The sequence below is a fragment of the Sorangium sp. So ce394 genome (assembly GCF_051474665.1).
Taxonomy (GTDB): Bacteria; Myxococcota_A; Polyangia; order Polyangiales; family Polyangiaceae; genus Sorangium; species Sorangium cellulosum_D.
The window spans coordinates 4,020,001-4,036,487 of sequence record NZ_CP150339.1; the positions used below are offsets into that span (position 1 = coordinate 4,020,001).

At 71.9% G+C, this 16,487-nt stretch carries 11 protein-coding genes, 1 tRNA gene and 2 rRNA genes (1 of these 14 running past the window's edge); 8 read left to right on the forward strand and 6 right to left on the reverse strand.

Annotated features, from left to right (window positions below; genetic code table 11):
- The 3 genes from WMF33_RS15015 to WMF33_RS15025 form a co-directional block, all read left to right on the forward strand.
- Positions 1-586: ribosomal RNA gene (locus WMF33_RS15015) — 23S ribosomal RNA — on the forward strand (it extends 2,422 nt beyond the left edge of the window).
- Positions 587-722: 136 nt separating this feature from the next.
- Positions 723-839 (forward strand): 5S ribosomal RNA (rrf, locus tag WMF33_RS15020).
- Between the two features lie 392 nt (positions 840-1,231).
- Complete coding sequence (locus WMF33_RS15025) at positions 1,232-3,571, forward strand: biosynthetic peptidoglycan transglycosylase (protein WP_437337765.1); 2,340 nt, start codon at positions 1,232-1,234, stop codon at positions 3,569-3,571.
- Between the two features lie 150 nt (positions 3,572-3,721).
- Here WMF33_RS15025 and WMF33_RS15030 read toward each other — a convergent pair whose 3' ends face one another.
- The 3 genes from WMF33_RS15030 to WMF33_RS15040 all read right to left on the reverse strand — a co-directional run bounded on the left by WMF33_RS15030 (position 3,722) and on the right by WMF33_RS15040 (position 5,809).
- Entirely contained in the window at positions 3,722-4,261 is a 540-nt protein-coding gene (locus WMF33_RS15030; RefSeq protein ID WP_437337766.1) for a nucleoside deaminase, read from the reverse strand.
- A gap of 34 nt (positions 4,262-4,295) precedes the next feature.
- Positions 4,296-4,369 (reverse strand) — tRNA-Arg (locus tag WMF33_RS15035).
- An 819-nt stretch (positions 4,370-5,188) separates the two neighbouring features.
- Positions 5,189-5,809, reverse strand: coding sequence for a hypothetical protein (locus tag WMF33_RS15040; protein WP_437337767.1), 621 nt, complete (start codon positions 5,807-5,809; stop codon positions 5,189-5,191).
- Positions 5,810-5,833: 24 nt separating this feature from the next.
- On the opposite strand from WMF33_RS15040, the gene WMF33_RS15045 reads away from it, so the two are divergent.
- From WMF33_RS15045 to WMF33_RS15065, 5 genes are all read left to right on the forward strand, one after another.
- Positions 5,834-6,682, forward strand: coding sequence for a redoxin domain-containing protein (locus tag WMF33_RS15045; RefSeq protein WP_437337768.1), 849 nt, complete (start codon positions 5,834-5,836; stop codon positions 6,680-6,682).
- 33 nt (positions 6,683-6,715) lie between these two features.
- Complete coding sequence (locus tag WMF33_RS15050; RefSeq protein ID WP_437337769.1) at positions 6,716-8,119, forward strand: VWA domain-containing protein; 1,404 nt, start codon at positions 6,716-6,718, stop codon at positions 8,117-8,119.
- A gap of 16 nt (positions 8,120-8,135) precedes the next feature.
- Complete coding sequence (locus WMF33_RS15055; RefSeq protein ID WP_061625368.1) at positions 8,136-9,668, forward strand: acyl-CoA carboxylase subunit beta; 1,533 nt, start codon at positions 8,136-8,138, stop codon at positions 9,666-9,668.
- A 107-nt stretch (positions 9,669-9,775) separates the two neighbouring features.
- Entirely contained in the window at positions 9,776-12,208 is a 2,433-nt protein-coding gene (locus tag WMF33_RS15060) for a S8 family serine peptidase (RefSeq protein WP_437337770.1), read from the forward strand.
- A 141-nt stretch (positions 12,209-12,349) separates the two neighbouring features.
- The gene (locus WMF33_RS15065) at positions 12,350-13,606 is read left to right on the forward strand and encodes a pyridoxal phosphate-dependent aminotransferase (protein WP_437337771.1); all 1,257 of its coding nucleotides are present in this window, start codon (positions 12,350-12,352) and stop codon (positions 13,604-13,606) included.
- On the opposite strand, the gene WMF33_RS15070 is transcribed toward WMF33_RS15065, so the two are convergent.
- From WMF33_RS15070 to WMF33_RS15080, 3 genes are all read right to left on the reverse strand, one after another.
- Positions 13,593-15,302, reverse strand: coding sequence for a L,D-transpeptidase (locus WMF33_RS15070; protein ID WP_437337772.1), 1,710 nt, complete (start codon positions 15,300-15,302; stop codon positions 13,593-13,595). The genes WMF33_RS15065 and WMF33_RS15070 overlap by 14 nt on opposite strands.
- Before the next feature lie 75 nt (positions 15,303-15,377).
- A complete protein-coding gene (locus WMF33_RS15075) occupies positions 15,378-15,536 on the reverse strand; it encodes a hypothetical protein (protein WP_437337773.1) in 159 nt (52 codons plus the stop codon).
- A 182-nt stretch (positions 15,537-15,718) separates the two neighbouring features.
- Positions 15,719-16,453, reverse strand: coding sequence for an AgmX/PglI C-terminal domain-containing protein (locus WMF33_RS15080; protein ID WP_437337774.1), 735 nt, complete (start codon positions 16,451-16,453; stop codon positions 15,719-15,721).
- Between the last annotated feature and the right edge of the window lie 34 nt (positions 16,454-16,487).

The window sequence follows — 16,487 nt, forward strand, 5'->3', positions numbered from 1 at the left end:
CGTAGAGTGCAAACGCACAAGGGAGCTTAACTGTGAGACCGACAGGTCGAACAGGTGCGAAAGCAGGCGTTAGTGATCCGGTGGTTCTGTATGGAAGGGCCATCGCTCATCGGATAAAAGGTACTCTGGGGATAACAGGCTGATCGCGCCTGAGAGTTCATATCGGCGGCGCGGTTTGGCACCTCGATGTCGGCCCATCGCATCCTGGGGCTGGAGCAGGTCCCAAGGGTTCGGCTGTTCGCCGATTAAAGCGGTACGCGAGCTGGGTTTAAAACGTCGTGAGACAGTTTGGTCCCTATCTGCCGTGGGCGTAGGACACTTGAGAGGAGCTGCCCATAGTACGAGAGGACCTGGGTGGACGTACCTCTGGTGTTCCGGTTGTCCTGCCAAGGGCATAGCCGGGTAGCCATGTACGGAACGGATAACCGCTGAAAGCATCTAAGCGGGAAGCCGGCCTCAAGACTAGGTGTCCCGGGCCGCAAGGCCCCTAAAGACCCCTCGTAGACCACGAGGTTGATAGGCCGGGTGTGGAAGCCGAGCAATCGGCGGAGCTAACCGGTACTAATAGGTCGTGCGGCTTGACCATACTTCTAAGGCAAACATCGAAGCGTCGCGCCCGGAGTTCGGGTGACGAGCAGCGTGACACAGCTGGCCCTGCGTAAATGAGTAGAGCGCCGCGATAGCGGGCTCCGCGGGGTTCCGATTGGACGCACCCACAAGTTTCCGGTGGTGATATCGAGAAGGTCACACCCGATCCCATACCGAACTCGGAAGTTAAGCTTCTTGGAGCCGATGGTACTGCCAGGGCAACCTGGTGGGAGAGTAGGACGCCGCCGGGATTTTCTTTGAACCTGCGCATGGTGCGAGCCGTGCGCAGGTTTTTTTATTTTTTTGTCCTGGGACTTTCTGGGTCTCGGGGGCTGCGCCGCGGGCGCGGCGCGGTGGCCGCCTTCGGCTTCCGGGGACAGGCGCGGCGGCGGCGAGCTCGGGGCCCGCAGGGAAGGGCGTTCCGAGCACCCCTCAGGGGTGCCTACCGTATGTCAGAACGGCGATGGGGGCGATGAACTTCCCCGACGCGGTATGATGAAGCCCCGAAGGGGCGACGAGCGCGAGGGCGCGAGCACCGGCGCGGAGTGGTCGGGTGCTCGCGAGGTGACGGAGCGACTTTCTCCCGGCGGCCAGGCGTTGCTACCCTAGGGGAACCTTGGGACCCAGGCGCAAGAGAATCGCGTTGATCGCCGGTGGCGCCCTCGGCTGCGGGCTCATCGCCGGGTTTGCGCCGTTCGTGCGCTACCAGGCGGAGAAGGCTGCCGCAGGATACGGGGCATCGCTGGCGATCGAGCAGGTTCGACCGACGTGGTACGGCGTCTCGCTGAGGGGCGTGGACGTCCGGCTGCGAGGCGCGCCAAGCATCGCCATCCGACTGGATGAGGTCGCCGTCGCGCTCGGCTTCTCGGGACGCCGCGTGGCGATGCGCGGGGGCACGGTCTCCGCCGTCGGCCCGCGGGAAGTGATCCTCCACGAACTGGAGACATGGCGGGCTGGGCAGACGCCAGGGCGCTCCGGCGCCGTCCCGAGCGAGGGGGGCGGGAGCACCGACCTGGAGGGTCTGAAGGTCGTCTGGTCCGATCGAACCGACACGCCCAGAGAGAGCCTGTCCGCGGCCGGGGTACACCTGGCGCGCGCCGAGGGGCGGACCTCCATCTCCGCGCAGGAAGCGATGCTGTCCCTGGGACACGCCGCCTTCTCGGTCCGAGAGGGCCGGCTGGTGCTCGCCCGGGAGCAGGCTCGTTACCAGGTGAGCGAGCTCTCGGCCGCGGCCATCGACGCCGAGGTGACGCTCCCGGAGGTCGAACCCGAACCCCAGGTGGCGCCCGAGCAGGGTGGGAACACCCGGCCGGCGCAGATCAAGAGAGCGGCGGAACCGGGCGAGGGCGACGACTCGGGCCAGAACCGCGGGGTTGCGATCCGAGAAGCGCTCCTGCGGACGGCCCGGATGATCGATCTGGCGCTCGGGGAGGGGGCAAAAGTCGACGTCGCAGGGGTCACGGCACGCCTCAAGCGCAGGGCCGATATGCTCAACCTGGGACCGGGCAGCCTCGCCGTACGGCGCGAGGTCGGCTCCCTCGTGGTAGAGCTCTCGCCCGGCGAGGCGGCGATCTCGACCGCCGGCTCCGACGCCCAGCAGGCGCTCACCTTCCGGCTTCGCGTGCCCATCAATGACGCGAAGGAGACCCCGCAAGAGATCGTCGCCGACGTGCAGGGGGGGCCCATCTGGCTCTCGACCCTCGGTGTCCATGAGGGCGACCTGGGGCTGTTCGATGTGGCGCGGACCTCGATCGTGAGCCGCGCGCGGGTGGTCCTGTCGGCCGATGGTCAGACGCTGGGCGTCGACGGCGACGGGAGGCTGAAGAACCTCTCCCTGCGGAGCGCGGCCCTGGCAGACGAGCCCATCGCCGGGCTCGACCTGGCATGGCGGGCAAAGGCCAACGGCAAGCTCGACGGGTCCAGGATCGTCGCAGAGGACGCCGAGATCGACCTCGGCGCCCTGCGGCTGATCGCGCGCGGCGAGTACGAGCAAGTCGGGGCTTCGCACCGGGTCCGCGGCAGCTTCGAGGTGCCCCTGTCGGCGTGCCAGTCGATGCTGGACTCGGCGCCCAAGGGGGTGGTGGCGAAGCTCCACGGCATGAGGCTCGCCGGCTCGTTCGGGATCGAGGGGAAGCTTCGCTTCGATACCGCCAACCTGGATCGGACCTTCTCGCTGGACTGGGGCATCTCCAACACCTGCCGCGTGACCGAGATGCCGCCGGAGCTGAGCGTCGATCGTTTCAAGCGCGCGTTCCGGCGCCTGGTCTACGGACCAGGCGGCCAGCGCGTCGAGGTCGAGTCCGGTCCGGGGACCGCCGAGTGGGTGCCCTATGAGGACATCTCCCGCTTCATGGAGGTCGCCGTGCTGACCACGGAGGACGGCGGCTTCCATCGGCACCACGGGTTCGACGAGGAAGCCATCAAGAACTCGATCCGCGAGAACCTCCGGAAGAGGCGGTTCGTACGGGGGGCGAGCACCGTCAGCATGCAGCTCGCCAAGAACCTGTATCTGGAGCGGACCAAGAGCGTGGCGCGCAAGCTCCAGGAGACCCTGCTCACGATGTACCTCGAGCAGGAGCTCACCAAGGAGCAGATCATGGAGCTCTACCTGAACGTGGTGGAGTTCGGGCCGCTGGTCTACGGCATCGGCGCCGCCGCGCGGCACTACTTCAACGCGTCCGCGGCGCAGCTCTCGCTCGGGCAGGCGCTCTACATCGCGTCGATCCTGCCCAACCCGAGCGTGCAGCATTTCGATGCGAGCGGGGAGGTGACGCCCGCATGGAGCGAGTACCTGCGCAAGCTCATGCAGATCGCGCACAGGCGCAACCGGATCTCCGACGAGGAGCTCGAGAAGGGGCTGCAGGAGACCGTCGTGCGAGGCTCCCCCGCGCCCCATCTCGCGCCCAGGCAACCCGCCGGAGACGGCGACGAAGCCATCGAGGATCGACCCGACGAGCAGGGGGGCGCCTGGACGGCGCCCTGACCCGCGCCCGCGCGGCCCTGACCCCGCGCCCTCGTGGTCTTCACCGTCAACCCCGCACCACAACCTGCGCGCGCGGCGCTCTGGCGGGTCCCACCGCTGAGCCGCTGCATGCCGACCCGCACCTGCGCGACGCGACCCGCGCCCCCGCGGTCAGCGTCGCTGCGCGGCGGTCCGGAGCTTGGCGAAGAACGCGCGAAGCAGGGCAGCGCACTCGTCCGCGAGCACGCCCGACGTGACCGCGAAGCGATGGTTGAGCCGGGTGTCGCGCCCGATCGCGAAGAGCGTGTCGACCGCCCCTGCCTTCGGATCCGGACAACCGTAGACGAGCCGCGCGATCCGGGCGTTGACGAGCGCGCCCGCGCACATGGGACACGGCTCCAGCGTCGCGTAGACGGTCGCCCCTTCGAGCCGCCACCGGCCCAGCTGCCTCGCCGCCGCCCGCAGCGCGTCGACCTCGGCGTGTCCGGTCGGATCTTGATCGATCTCGCGCCGATTTCGACCGCGCGCGAGCACGACCCCCGCCGCATCGACGATGAGCGCCCCGACCGGCACATCGCCAGCGGCTGCTGCGACCTCGGCCTCGATGAGCGCCTCGCGCATCCGCATCACGTCGATGCCAGCAGCATCCCCGACGTCGGCATCCTCCGCCCGCGACACGGCGGAGAGGAGCACCTCGGCTCCGTCATCCATGTGGGTCTCTGGATCTGTCACACAACCGATCAGGCGCGCCCAGGAAGATTCGAACTTCCGACCCCCGGCTTCGTAGGCCGATGCTCTATCCAGCTGAGCTATGGGCGCTCTGTAAAGACAAGTAGCAAGACGTGGCTACGCCACCGCGTTCCTCGCGTCGCGCTCGTTTGCGCGAAGTGAGTGCCGGCGTTTATACGCCCCAGAGCGGCCTGTCAAAGGAAAAGTGATCGAGACCTGGGGACGCTCGCTCGAGGGCGTGGCTTTCACGGGCGAACGCCGCTCGATTCTCATGGCCCCCTCCGGTCGATTGGCTCCCGCCAAGCGCTGAGCCCGCCTCATCGCTAGGCCGTCGCACCGCCGTACGAACGAGACGACCGAGCGAGCGAGCCTTGCAGCGGCACGGGCGTCCATGCGCACGGAGCCGACCGCCGGGGCATCCACCGCAGGACAAAACATGGCGCGCGGCGATTCCGTCACGGAATGGCCGCGCGCTCTCACACGCTCTCGAAGGCAAGTGAAGCTCTGAAGCGCACCACGAGGCGAGCAGGCCAAGCAGACAGAACAGCAGAAGGCGTAAGCCAAGCAGCAGCTGAGCGACGGACGAGGCGAAGTCGCGCCAGCTGGACGACCAAGCGCAAGCTAATGAGGCCCGTCAGGAGGGAGGAGGACCGCGACACGCTGCAGCCCACAGCGAAGAACACGGTCAATTCCGCCTGGAGCAGCCTCCGTGCCATTGCGCGGCGTCGACGCCGGCACACCCTCGGCGCGGAACGCCCCGGCGGAATATTCGCGTTTCGCAGCGGTTTCCTGAGCGGTCACGAAGCTCCGCACCACGAAGGCTCGGGCAGCGGTGTCGCGTCGGGGGTCGTGGCCCGCAATCTTTGCGGAGTTGAGCCACGCGTCGATGGAGCGGGATGATGCGCCGCGCTATCGCGGGCCTCCGAAGAGGTGGTCGTGCGGGGCGTCCGCATGGCAACGTTTGCAGAGAGGCAAGGCGCCGCGGTGGGTGGACGTGCCCTGTGGCGTGAGGACGAGGTACTCCCAATCGCCGCCGTCAGGGTCGTAGCCGGCCGAGCGCTTCACCATGGCGAGCAGCGTCGCCGGTTCCGACGAGCCCGCCGGGTAGTGGAGCTCGACCAGGGCCGCGCCCGGCGGGAGCGCTCGCGCCGGTCCGAGCGCCGGGTAGGGAGCGGCGGCCGCGTTGATGCGCACCTCCGCCTCCATCTCGCCGGTGAAATGCTGGGAGCGAGCACGGCCCGTGGCCGGCGTGAAGCTCGCGAGCTGCCCGGCGAGCTCCCACGCCGACGGCTCCGCGGGCGCAGACGCAGCGGGCGCGACGGCCGTCGCGCGCGGCTCGGCGACGGGGCTGGAGCCGCGCTCGATCCACGCGGTCGCCTCCTCGTGGGGCGTCCGGGGGCGCGACGGCGCGCAGCCGAGGGGCAAGGGCGCCCACCCGGGACGGGACTGCGCCTCCATCGAGAGGATCGGCGAGGCCAGGGTCGCCGCAGCGACCGCGCACCACGCAGGGAGGCGGGTTCGGGACCGCACCGGTCGAGATGCTACACTGCCAGGATGCACCTGGCCTCTTCCAGGCGAGGCCGCGCGTGGCGCGCCCTCTTCGCTGCGACGCTGGTGGCGCTGTCAGGCGCCGCGCTGATGGGAGGGGCCTCACGGGCGGTCGCGCAGGAAGCGTCCCGCCGCGCCTGGCTGGGCGTGGAGCTGGCGCCCGGACCGGCCGGGGGGGTGGTCGCGAAGCACGTCGTCACCAGCTCGCCGGCCGCCAAGGCGGGCATCGTGGACGGGGACCACGTCGTCGCGGCGGACGGCGTGCCGCTCGAAGATCCGAAGCAGCTGGTCGCCCGCGTCGCGCTCGCGGGGCCGGGCAACGTGGTGAACCTCCGGATCCGACGCGGCGGGCAGGAGCGAGACGTCGCGCCGACGCTGGTGCCGTTCCCAGGGCACGATCAGATCCTTCGCCTCGACAAGATCGGCACCTTCGCGCCCGGCTGGAAGCCGCTCGCCACCGTGGCGGGGACGGTTCCGGCGAACATCGGGGCGCTGCGCGGAAACGTGGTGCTGCTCGATTTCTGGGCCACCTGGTGCGGGCCGTGCCGCTTGATGGCCCCGCAGCTGTCGAAGTGGCACACGACGTACGCCGCGCAGGGGCTGCGGGTCATCGGCCTGACGACCGACAGCGTGGGCGTCGCGACGAAGACGGCGCAGGCCCTGTCCATGCGCTACGCGGTCGCCTCGGACGCCTCGGAGTCGACCTCCGCGGCCTACGGCGTCAAGGCGCTCCCCACGATGTTCGTGATCGACAAGAAAGGCGTCATCCGCGACGTGGTGGTCGGGTACGACCCGTCCCGGCACGCGCAGGTCGAGAAGCTCCTCCAGGCGCTGCTCGCGGAGCCGGCGCCGTAGCCGCCGCGGGTCGCGCGACCGGCGAGGCCCCCGATGCTCCTCTCCATCGACGAATTTCTGTGGGCGCTGCGGCGCGACGGCTTCGCGGTGTCGACGGCGCAGGCCATCGACGCCGCGCGCGCGTGCGCCCTCGTCGGGTTCGGCGACCGCGCGAGGCTGCGGGACGCGCTCGGCGCGGTGATCGTCGAGCGCGCCGCCGATCTCCGCCGGTACCGCGCCTGCTTCGACCGCTTCTTCTCCCCGGAGGGCGCGCACGTCGGCGACCTGTGGGCGCGCCTCCGGGAGCGAGGGTTCTCGGAGGGGGAGCTCTCCGCCCTCCGCGATCTGCTGACAGCGGCGGCCGAGCGGAGCGGGGCGTCGGGCGACGCGCTCGGGTTCCAGGCGCTCGCAGGGACCGCAGGGGAGCTCGACCAGGCGCTCCGGTCGGCGGGGATCGCGCGCGTGCTCGCGCCGATGACGAGCTCGCTCCAGGTCGGGTTCTTCGCACAGCGGGTGATGGATCAGCTCGGGGTGCCCGCCGTCGCCAGCGCGCTGCGGAGGATCCGGAGCGCGCTCGAGGAAGCGCTCGGCGAGGACCGGGGGAAGGCCCTCGCCGACGCGCTCGCCGCGGAGATGGAGCGGATGCGGCACCGCGTGCGCGAGCACGTGACGCTGGCGCTCCGGCGCGTCGAGGGCGAGGAGCCCGCGGCCCCCGGCCGCATGGATGTGCCGTTCGCCTCGCTCGGCGAAGGCGAGATGGACGAGGTGCGTCGCGCCGTGCGGGCGCTGTCCGAGCGGCTCCGCGGCGCGGAGAGGCTCCGGAGGCGCCGCGCGCGGCGCGGCAGGATCGATCCGCACCGGACGCTGCGGCGCAGCCTCCAGACCGGCGGCGTGCCCTTCCAGCCCGCCCGGCGGGCGCGCCGGCGCGACAAGCCGCGCCTCATGGTCCTGTGCGACGTGTCGGATTCGGTCCGCGTCGCCGCGCGGTTCATGCTCGAGTTCGTCTGCGCGGCGCAGGAGCTCTTCGACCGGACGCGCTCGTTCGTCTTCGTGAGCGAGCTCGCCGAGACGACCGAGCTCTTCGGGGCGATGCCGGCGGGCGCGGCGCTCGAGCGCATCCAGCGCGGCGAGGTGGTGAGCCGGGCGCACAACTCGAACTACGGGCGCGTCCTGAGCGCCTTCGAGGAGCGGTACGGGCGGGACGTGGACCGGCGGGTGACCCTCGTGATCCTCGGCGACGGGCGCACGAACTACTTCGCGGACGAGGCGGAGGTCGTGAGGAGGCTCCGCGACCGGGCGCGGGCGCTGCTCTGGCTCTGCCCCGAGGGGCCGGGCGCCTGGGGGACGGGGGACAGCGCGATGCTGCGCTACGCCGCGGCGTCGACCAAGGTGCTGGTCGCCCGGACCGCGCGGGAGCTCGAAACGGCGGCGCGGGAGGTGGTCGCCCGGCGCGCTTAGGGCTATGGGTCGCGCCATGTCGCTCGATCAGAAGCTGAGGGAGCTCACGGCGCGCATCGAGAAGGGGGGCGCGCAGAAGTACCACGACAAGAACGCGGAGCAGGGCAAGCTGTTCGCGCGGCAGCGCGTCGCGCTGCTCCTCGATGAAGGGAGCTTCATCGAGGACGCGGCGCTCGCCAACGCGCTGGATCCCGAGCTGCCGGCCGACGGCGTCATCACCGGCAGCGGGACCGTGGGCGGGCGCCCGGTGTGCGTGATGGCGAACGACTCGACGGTGAAGGCCGGCTCGTGGGGGCGCCGCACCGTCGAGAAGATCCTGCGCGTGCAGGAGACCGCGCGGCGCCTCCGGTGCCCGCTGCTCTACCTCGTCGACTCGGCGGGGGCGCGGATCACCGACCAGATCGAGATGTTCCCCGGGAGGCGCGGCGCGGGCCGGATCTTCTACAACCAGGTCGAGCTGAGCGGCCTGGTGCCGCAGATCTGCCTGCTGTTCGGCCCGTCGGCGGCGGGGGGCGCGTACATCCCGGCGTTCTGCGACGTCGTGTGCATGGTCGAGAGCAACGCGAGCATGTACCTGGGCTCGCCGCGGATGGCGGAGATGGTGATCGGCGAGAAGGTCACCCTCGAAGAGCTCGGCGGCGCGCGCATGCACTGCTCGGTCTCGGGGTGCGGGGACGTGCTCGTGAAGACCGAGGAGGAGGCGATCGCGTTCGCGAAGCGCTACCTCGCGCTGATGCCCCAGAGCTCCGCGGAGGCCCCGCCCCGCGTCGAGCCGAGGCCGGAGAAGCCAGGGCAGCGGCCGCTCGAGGGCGTGATCCCCGCGGACGAGAACAAGCCGTTCGACATCATGGCCGTGATCGACGCGGTCATCGACGAGGGCAGCTTCGTCGAGATCAAGAAGCTCTACGCGAGGGAGATCGTCACGGGGCTCGCGCGCATCGAGGGGCGAGCGGTCGGGATCGTCGCGAACCAGCCGAAGTACAAGGGCGGCGTGCTGTTCGTCGACTCGGCCGACAAGGCGGCGCGGTTCATCTGGCTGTGCGACGCCTTCAACATCCCGCTCCTGTACCTCGCCGACGTGCCCGGCTTCATGATCGGGACCGTCGTCGAGCGGCAGGGGATCATCCGGGCCGGCGCGAAGATGATCGCCGCGGTGAGCGAGGCGACCGTGCCGAAGCTGTCCGTCGTCGTGCGCAAGGCGTACGGCGCCGGGCTCTACGCGATGTGCGGGCCGGCGTTCGCGCCGGACGAGTGCATCGCGCTGCCCTCGGCGTCCATCGCGGTGATGGGGCCGAGCGCCGCGGTGAACGCCGTTTACTTCAACAAGATCCAGGCGATACCGGCGGGGCCGGAGCGCGATGCGCTCGTCCAGAAGCTGCGCGACGAGTACCGCGCGGACGTCGATCTGGAGAAGCTCGCGAGCGAGCTCGTGATCGACGCGGTCGTGCCGGCGGCGAACCTCCGCCGCGAGGTGGCGCGCCGCTTCGAGCGGTACGCCGGCAAGGTCGAAGAGCGGCCGCGCAAGAAGCACCTCGTCCCGCCGGTGTGAGCGGCGAGCCGGCAGGCGCGCGGCTCGCCGCGGCGCCCTCGAGCGCGCGCCGCGAGGGCCGCGCTCCGCTGGGCCGGCCGCGCGTGAAGGTGGTGTAGACTCGCCGCGTGCTTGCCCGCAGGCTCCCGCTCTCCCTCGCGCTGCTCGGCCTCGCTCTCGCGCCAGGCGAAGCGCGCGCCGACGTCCCGGCCGCGGCGGTGGCGCGGCTGCTCAGCCCGCGCCTCGGGCGGCACCCGCTCGCCGATCCGGGCGGGCGCATCCCGGTGCTGGTGCCGCTGCCCGCCGGCGCCGACGCGCGGTCGCTCGGGCTGCTCCCGGTCGCGCCGGGCTTCGGGACCGTCCGGCTCGCGCCGGGCGAGATCGGCGCCTTCGCCGACGCGCACCCGGAGCTCTCGCTGTTCACAGGACCGCCGCGGCAGCCCCAGCTCGATCGATCCAAGGTGTGGATCCGCGTCGACCCGTACCGGAAGGCCACCGGGGCCGACGGCACCGGGGTGATCGTCGGCATCGTCGATACCGGCATCGACGTGGCCCACCCGGATTTCCGGCGCAAGGACGGCAAGACGCGGATCCGATGGTTGCTTCAGGCGGGGAAGCCCAAAGGGGTGCACGCGCAGCTCGAGGAGGACTACGGGTGCGATGACCCGAACCAGTCGCGGTGCGCGATCCTCTCCGACGCCGATATCGACGCCATGATCGAGAGCGGGGATCTGCGCGCTGTCCGCGACGTCGCGGGGCACGGCACGCACGTGGCTTCCATCGCGGCGGGCAACGGCGGGCCGATGGTCAACGCGCGGCCGCGGTACGTCGGGGTGGCGCCGGCGGCGACCCTGGTCGTCGCCGCGCCCTCGCTGCCCGGTGAGGGCTTCGAGGATCCGGACATCCTCAAGGCGGTGCGGTTCATCTTCGACCGCGCGGAGGAGCTCGGCATGCCGGCGGTCGTCAACCTGAGCGTCGGGAGCGATTTCGGGCCGCACGACGGGACGAGCCCGCTCGAGGCAGGGCTCGCCGCGATGGTCGGCGACAATCACCCGGGACGCGCGATCGTCGTCGCCGCCGGCAACAGCGGCGCGCTGTACGAGATCGACGGTGAGGGGCCGATGGGGATCCACACCGAGGCGCACGTCTCGCCGTACGCCGACACGCGCGTGCCCATTCGCACGCCGAGGGCCTCGAACGGGGAGGCATACGTCTGGATCACCTTCCGACCCGGGGATGAGGTTTCGGTCGGCCTCGAGGGGCCGGGCGGCGAGACGTGGATCGGCCTCATCGAGCCCGGAGAGAGCGCCGGCTACACCGCCGACGACGGCGAGACGACGGGCGCCGTGATCAACCGCATCGCGAACGGAAAGCCCATCGACGCGAACACGAACAGCGCCGTCGTGGCCTTCAGCGGGGCGTGGGAGGCGGGCGAGTTCGCGATCCACCTGAAAGGCCGCGGGGACGCGCAGCTCTGGGTGACGGGGCTCGGCGACGTCTCGGCGTCGCACGACCTCGGGCTCCAGTTCACGCGCGGCATCAAGCAAGGGACGATCAACGTGCCCGCCAGCCACCCCGGCCTGCTCGCCGTGGGCTGCACCATCAACCGCGTCCGCTGGCAGCCGCAGGGGAGCTCGACGAGCATTCGCCTCACGAGCCTCGACGGCGAGGCGATCCAGGAGGACAGCGCCTGCTACTTCAGCGCGGCCGGCCCCACGCCGTTCGGGGTGGCCAAGCCCGAGATCAGCGCGCCCGGCGGCCTGGTCGCGGCCGCGATGGGGAGCGGGGTCGACCCGCGCAATGGCCCCGGAGGGCTGTTCGACACGCCCGGGTGCCCCGACGACGAGCCCTGCTTCGTCGTCGACGACTACCACGCGATCGCGTCGGGCTCGTCGATGTCGGCCCCGCAGGTCGCAGGCGCCATCGCGCTGCTCTTCCAGGTCAACCCGAACCTGACCCAGGCAGAGGTCACCGACGCGCTCCAGGCGGGCGCGCGGTACCCGAGGGGCGCCGTGCCGCTCGAGGTGCAGCTCGGGCCCGGCGTGCTCGATCTCGAGGGCACGCGGCTCGCGCTGGAGGCCGCCGAGAGCGGGGACAACACGCCGGCGCTCGACAGGAGCTGGTACGTGCTGTCGAGCACCTACGCGAGGCCCGACCCGTCCTGGCCCGTCTGGGGGACGATCGAGCTGCGACGCGCGGACGGGGCCCCGGTGAGGGTCCCCGCCGACAAGCTCACGGTCGCGGTCCAAGGCGGGGTGACGCACGCGCCGCTCACGGAGGTGCGCCGCGGGCTGTGGCGGTTCGCGGTCGCGGCGCCGCACGGCTCCGGCGGCGCCACGCTGGCCGTGGACGTGCTCTACGACGGCGTCTCGCTCGGCGCGCGCGAGCTCCCGGTCGGGAGCGACGTGTGGATGGCGAACGGCGAGCTCGAGGTGACGAGCGGCGCGTGCACCTGCGCGGCCGCCGGCGCGGACCGGGACGGGCCGTCGCGCCGCGTCGCCGTCGGGCTCGCGGGCGCCCTTGCCGCGGCGCTCGCGGCGCGCCGCCGGCGCCGCGGCTGAGCGCTCGCCACCCGCGGCGCTCGGCGTCGCGCCCTGGGGCCCGCGCCCCGGCTGCCGTCCGGCGCGGCCCATGTCAGCGTGGCCGGGCGGCACGGCAGGGCAGACCACGACGAGGATGGAGCAGGGACCATGGAGAGACGGATGAGCGCAGATCGACCTCCCACGGAAGAGGCAGACGCGGGGCGCGCGCCCGCGCCGAGACCGCTCCGGTTCGCGGCGCGCACGGGGTGGGATCTCTCGGAGAACCGGCTCGCGTCCGTCCTCGTCGAGGCCCGCCGGGCAGGGCGCGCGCTCGTCGACTTCACCGAGTCGAACCCGACGCGCTGCGGGATCGTCGAGACGGCGCCGCTGATCGCGCGCCTGGGCGAGCCGCGCGGCTCCACGTACGCGCCGCTGCCGCTCGGCGACCCTGGCGCGCGCGCCGCGGTGTCGCGCTACTACAGGGAGCGCGGGATCGACGTGGATCCGGCGGGCGTCGTGCTGACCGCGAGCACCAGCGAGGCGTACGGCTGGCTGCTCAAGCTGCTCGCCGAGCGCGGCGACGACGTGCTCGTCCCGGTGCCGTCGTACCCGCTCCTCGAGTACCTCGCCTGCCTGGAGGACGTCGCGCTCACGCCGTACCCGCTCGTCAAGGAGGAGGGGTGGCGCATCGACCTCGGCGCGCTGGAGCGCGCCGCCGGCGAGCGGACGCGCGCGGTGGTGCTCGTCCACCCGAACAACCCGACCGGCTCCTTCGTGCGCCGGGACGACGCCGCGGCGCTCGAGGCGTGCGCCCGGGAGCGCGGCCTCGCGCTGATCGTCGACGAGGTCTTCGGCGACTACGCGCACGGAGACCTCGCCCCGGACCGCCTGCCGAGCTTCGCCGGCCGGCGGCAGGCGCTGACCTTCGTGCTGAGCGGGCTGTCCAAGGTGATGGCGCTGCCGCAGCTCAAGCTCGGCTGGATCGCGGTCTCGGGGCCGCCGGAGCTCGCCGCCGCGGCGGTGGAGCGGCTCGAGATCATCGCCGATACCTACCTCTCGGTCGGCACCCCGGTGCAGCTCGCGCTGCCGGAGATCCTCGCCGCGCGGGCGCCCGTCCAGCGCGCGATCCTGTCGCGCGTGCAGGCCAACCTGGCGGCGCTCGACGCGGCGATCTCGGCGCGCGCCGGGGGCGCGGTCCGGCGGCTGCCGATCGACGGCGGGTGGTACGCGACGCTGGAGGTCCCGCGCGTGCACGACGAGGACGGCTGGGTCGAGCTGCTCGTGCGCGACGAGGGGATCATCGTCCACCCCGGCTACTTCTTCGACATGCCGCGCGACGGCTTCCTCGTGGTCGGGCTGCTGCTCGAGCCGGAGGTGTTCGCGGAGGCCGCGCTGCGGCTCGTGGACCGGATGGCGCGCGCGATCAGCGGTGAATGAGGACGACCGTGGAACGGCCGGCGTCGCGAGAGGCCCGCAGGCCGTGCCACCCCTCCGGGACCGGCGGGTCGGTCCAGGCGAACATCTGCTTCGCGTCGATGGGGGAGAGGTTCACGCAGCCGCCGCTCTTCAGCTCGCCCCAGGCGTCGTGCCAGTACGCGCCGTGCAGCGCGTGCGGGCCGTGGAAGTTCTGCACGAACTGCACCTCGGAGTGGACGATGTTGTCGTTCGAGCTCGACACCATCGTCGCCGTCACGAACTTCCCGTCGATGCGGAAGCGCCCCGTCGGCGTCGCCGCGGTCTCGATGGCGGGGATGCCCTTCTGCGGGACGCCGCCGCGCCCCGGCGAGATGAGCGTGGCGAAGACCGGGGTGAGCTCTTCGTAGGCGACGAACCAGCCGCCGAGGACGCTGATCTCGATCCACTTGCGCGGCGGCGACGAGGGATCGTTCTCGCCCTCGAGCGGCGCGCGCTTCGCCGCCTCGACCACCACGGCGTCGTCGGCGAGCACGTAGACCCCCGGCTCCTGCGTCTCGAGGAACCGCTCGCCGTCCTCGACCTCGGCGCGGCCCGTGAGCCCGACCGAGGCGAGCCGCGCGAACGACGCGCCCGTGGGCTCGAAGCGGCCGCCGGCGCCCCGCTGGTACTTCGGCCGATCGGTCTTGCGGAAGAACGCGAGCGGGAGCGAACGCCCGTCCTTCAGCCACACCCCCTGGAAGCTCGAGCGCGGGTAGGGCTTCAGCCGATCCTTCGGCATGTACGCCTGGTCCGAGGTCACCACCCAGGTCCGATCCTGCGCGTCGAACGCACGGGTGAACGCCACCGTCGAGCCGTTCACGATCCGGTCGCGCGCCTCGCGCACGAGGTCGCCGAAGGGAAACAGCGCCGGGGCGGCGACGCCCGCGGGCTTCACATCGACGCCCACGAGGGCCTCGTCGATCTCCCGGATCGCTTCGTCGCTCAACCCCTCGGCGGCGCGCACCTTCGAGACGCTCGCGAGGTGCGCCTCGATGTCCCACTCGGAGCGCCGCTGCTCCTTCGCGCTCGGGAGCCGCTGGTAGCGCGGCGCGCCGGTCGACTCCGCGTAGTCGTACGGCCACGGCGAGTCGATCTTGGGCGCGTGCGGCCGCAGCGCGGCCACCACCGGATCGTTCGGGTCGACCGTGGCGCTGGCGCCGGCGCAGATGTAACCCCGCGGCTCGACGGCGTACCACGCGTCGCAGCCCTCCCCCGGCGTCCGCGCGGCCTCGACGCTGCCGCCGCGGAGCGCGACGGACCCGCCGAGGCCCAGGTAGCCGCTCCAGCCCCGCGTCGGGTACGGGCCGGGGTTGATCCAGGCAAACCGCGCCTTCGAATAGATGCGCGCGCTCTCCTTCGCCGCGCTCGCCGCGCTCGCCGCGCTCGCCGCGCTCGCCGCGCTCGCCGCGCTCGCCGGGGGCGTCGCTCCGTCCTCCGCCTGGACCGGGGCCGGCGCGTTCGCGACGTGCGCCGCCTCGACGATCGCGGCGCGCGGCGCGTCGGCCTCGACGGTCGCGGCGCGGCGCGCATCGGCTTCGGCAGGGGCGCGCGGCACATCGGCCTCGAGCGAAGCCGGCGCCGCCGCGGCGGGGCTCTCTTCCGAGCAAGCGGCGGCGCCCCCCGACGCGATCGCGCACGTCAGGGCCGCGAGGAGCAAGGAGGACGGTGAGCTAGGCATGCAAGCCGGAGAGACTACTTGCCGGAAGCCGCCGCGGACAAGCCAGCGGCGCTCGCCCGTCCCGCGAGAACCGCCCTACAGCCTGCCGAGCACGGCCACCACGAGCAGGATCACCCCGACGACCGCCGCGGCGATCATCATCAGCCTCATCAGCCGCGGCTTCAGCCACTTCCACAGGACGAGGCGAGCCACCTTCCACAAGAGCGCCAGGATCTGCCAGAGGACCTTGCCCACGATCGGAGCCTAGCGCAGTCCCGCGGGGCGCGCCCCCAGCAAGGGCGGGAGATTTCGCGCGCGGTGGACAGCGCCAACGGCCGTCCTCCACTCCACGCCCGACCGGGCCGGGACGCAGCGGCTCTCGGCGCGCCCGGCCGCCGGCGCCGGCACGGCGTGCGAGCAGCCGGCAGCGAGCGGCGTCAGTCGATGTCGACGCTCACCTTCGACGCGTAGCTGCCGGGGGAGGGGAAGGTGATGTCGCGGAGCGCGCCGGCGACACACTCGGCCGCCTCCTCGCCCCGTTCGTCGGCGCTGGAGACGCCCACGCTGAGCGGCTTGCCGTCGGTGTCGATGTAGAGCGTCGCCTTGAGCTGGGTGCCGCCGGCCTGGCTCCGGCACGACTCGAGCGCCGGCCGCGCCTTCTTGTACGGCGTCCCGAGCTGGTCGGGCGTCCACGGCACCGGCGGGCGCTCGTCGCTGCTCGGCTCGAAGGTGAAGCTGTTCTCCGCCAGGCCCTCTCCGCCGACGGGCTTCGGCCACCTCGTCGCCTTCAGGACGCTGAGCATGCACGCCTCGGTCTCGCGGTCGCCCAGGGTCGAGTCCTTCACGAACGCCCAGCGCGCCGTGCCCTCCTCGGTCACCCGGACCTTGAAGCGGATCTCGCCGCCGAGGTAGGGGATCCGCGCGACGCCCTTCTGGTAGCAGCGCGAGAGCCGCGGAGAGGCGCGCTCGAACGCCGCCTGCACCTTCTCCTCGTTCATGCCGCCGATCTCGGACCGCGAGCTCATCGTCGGGCGCGACGTCTCGACAGGCTCGGCGTCGCGCATCACCGGCGCCGCAGGCGTGGGCTCGGCGCCGCCACAGCCCGGGAGGGCCGCGAGCGCCGAGACAGCAACGAGGGTGACCGTGCCCCTGAGCAAGACATTGAATTTCATGATCCGGCGAGGACTCTATACGAGCCACGTCTCC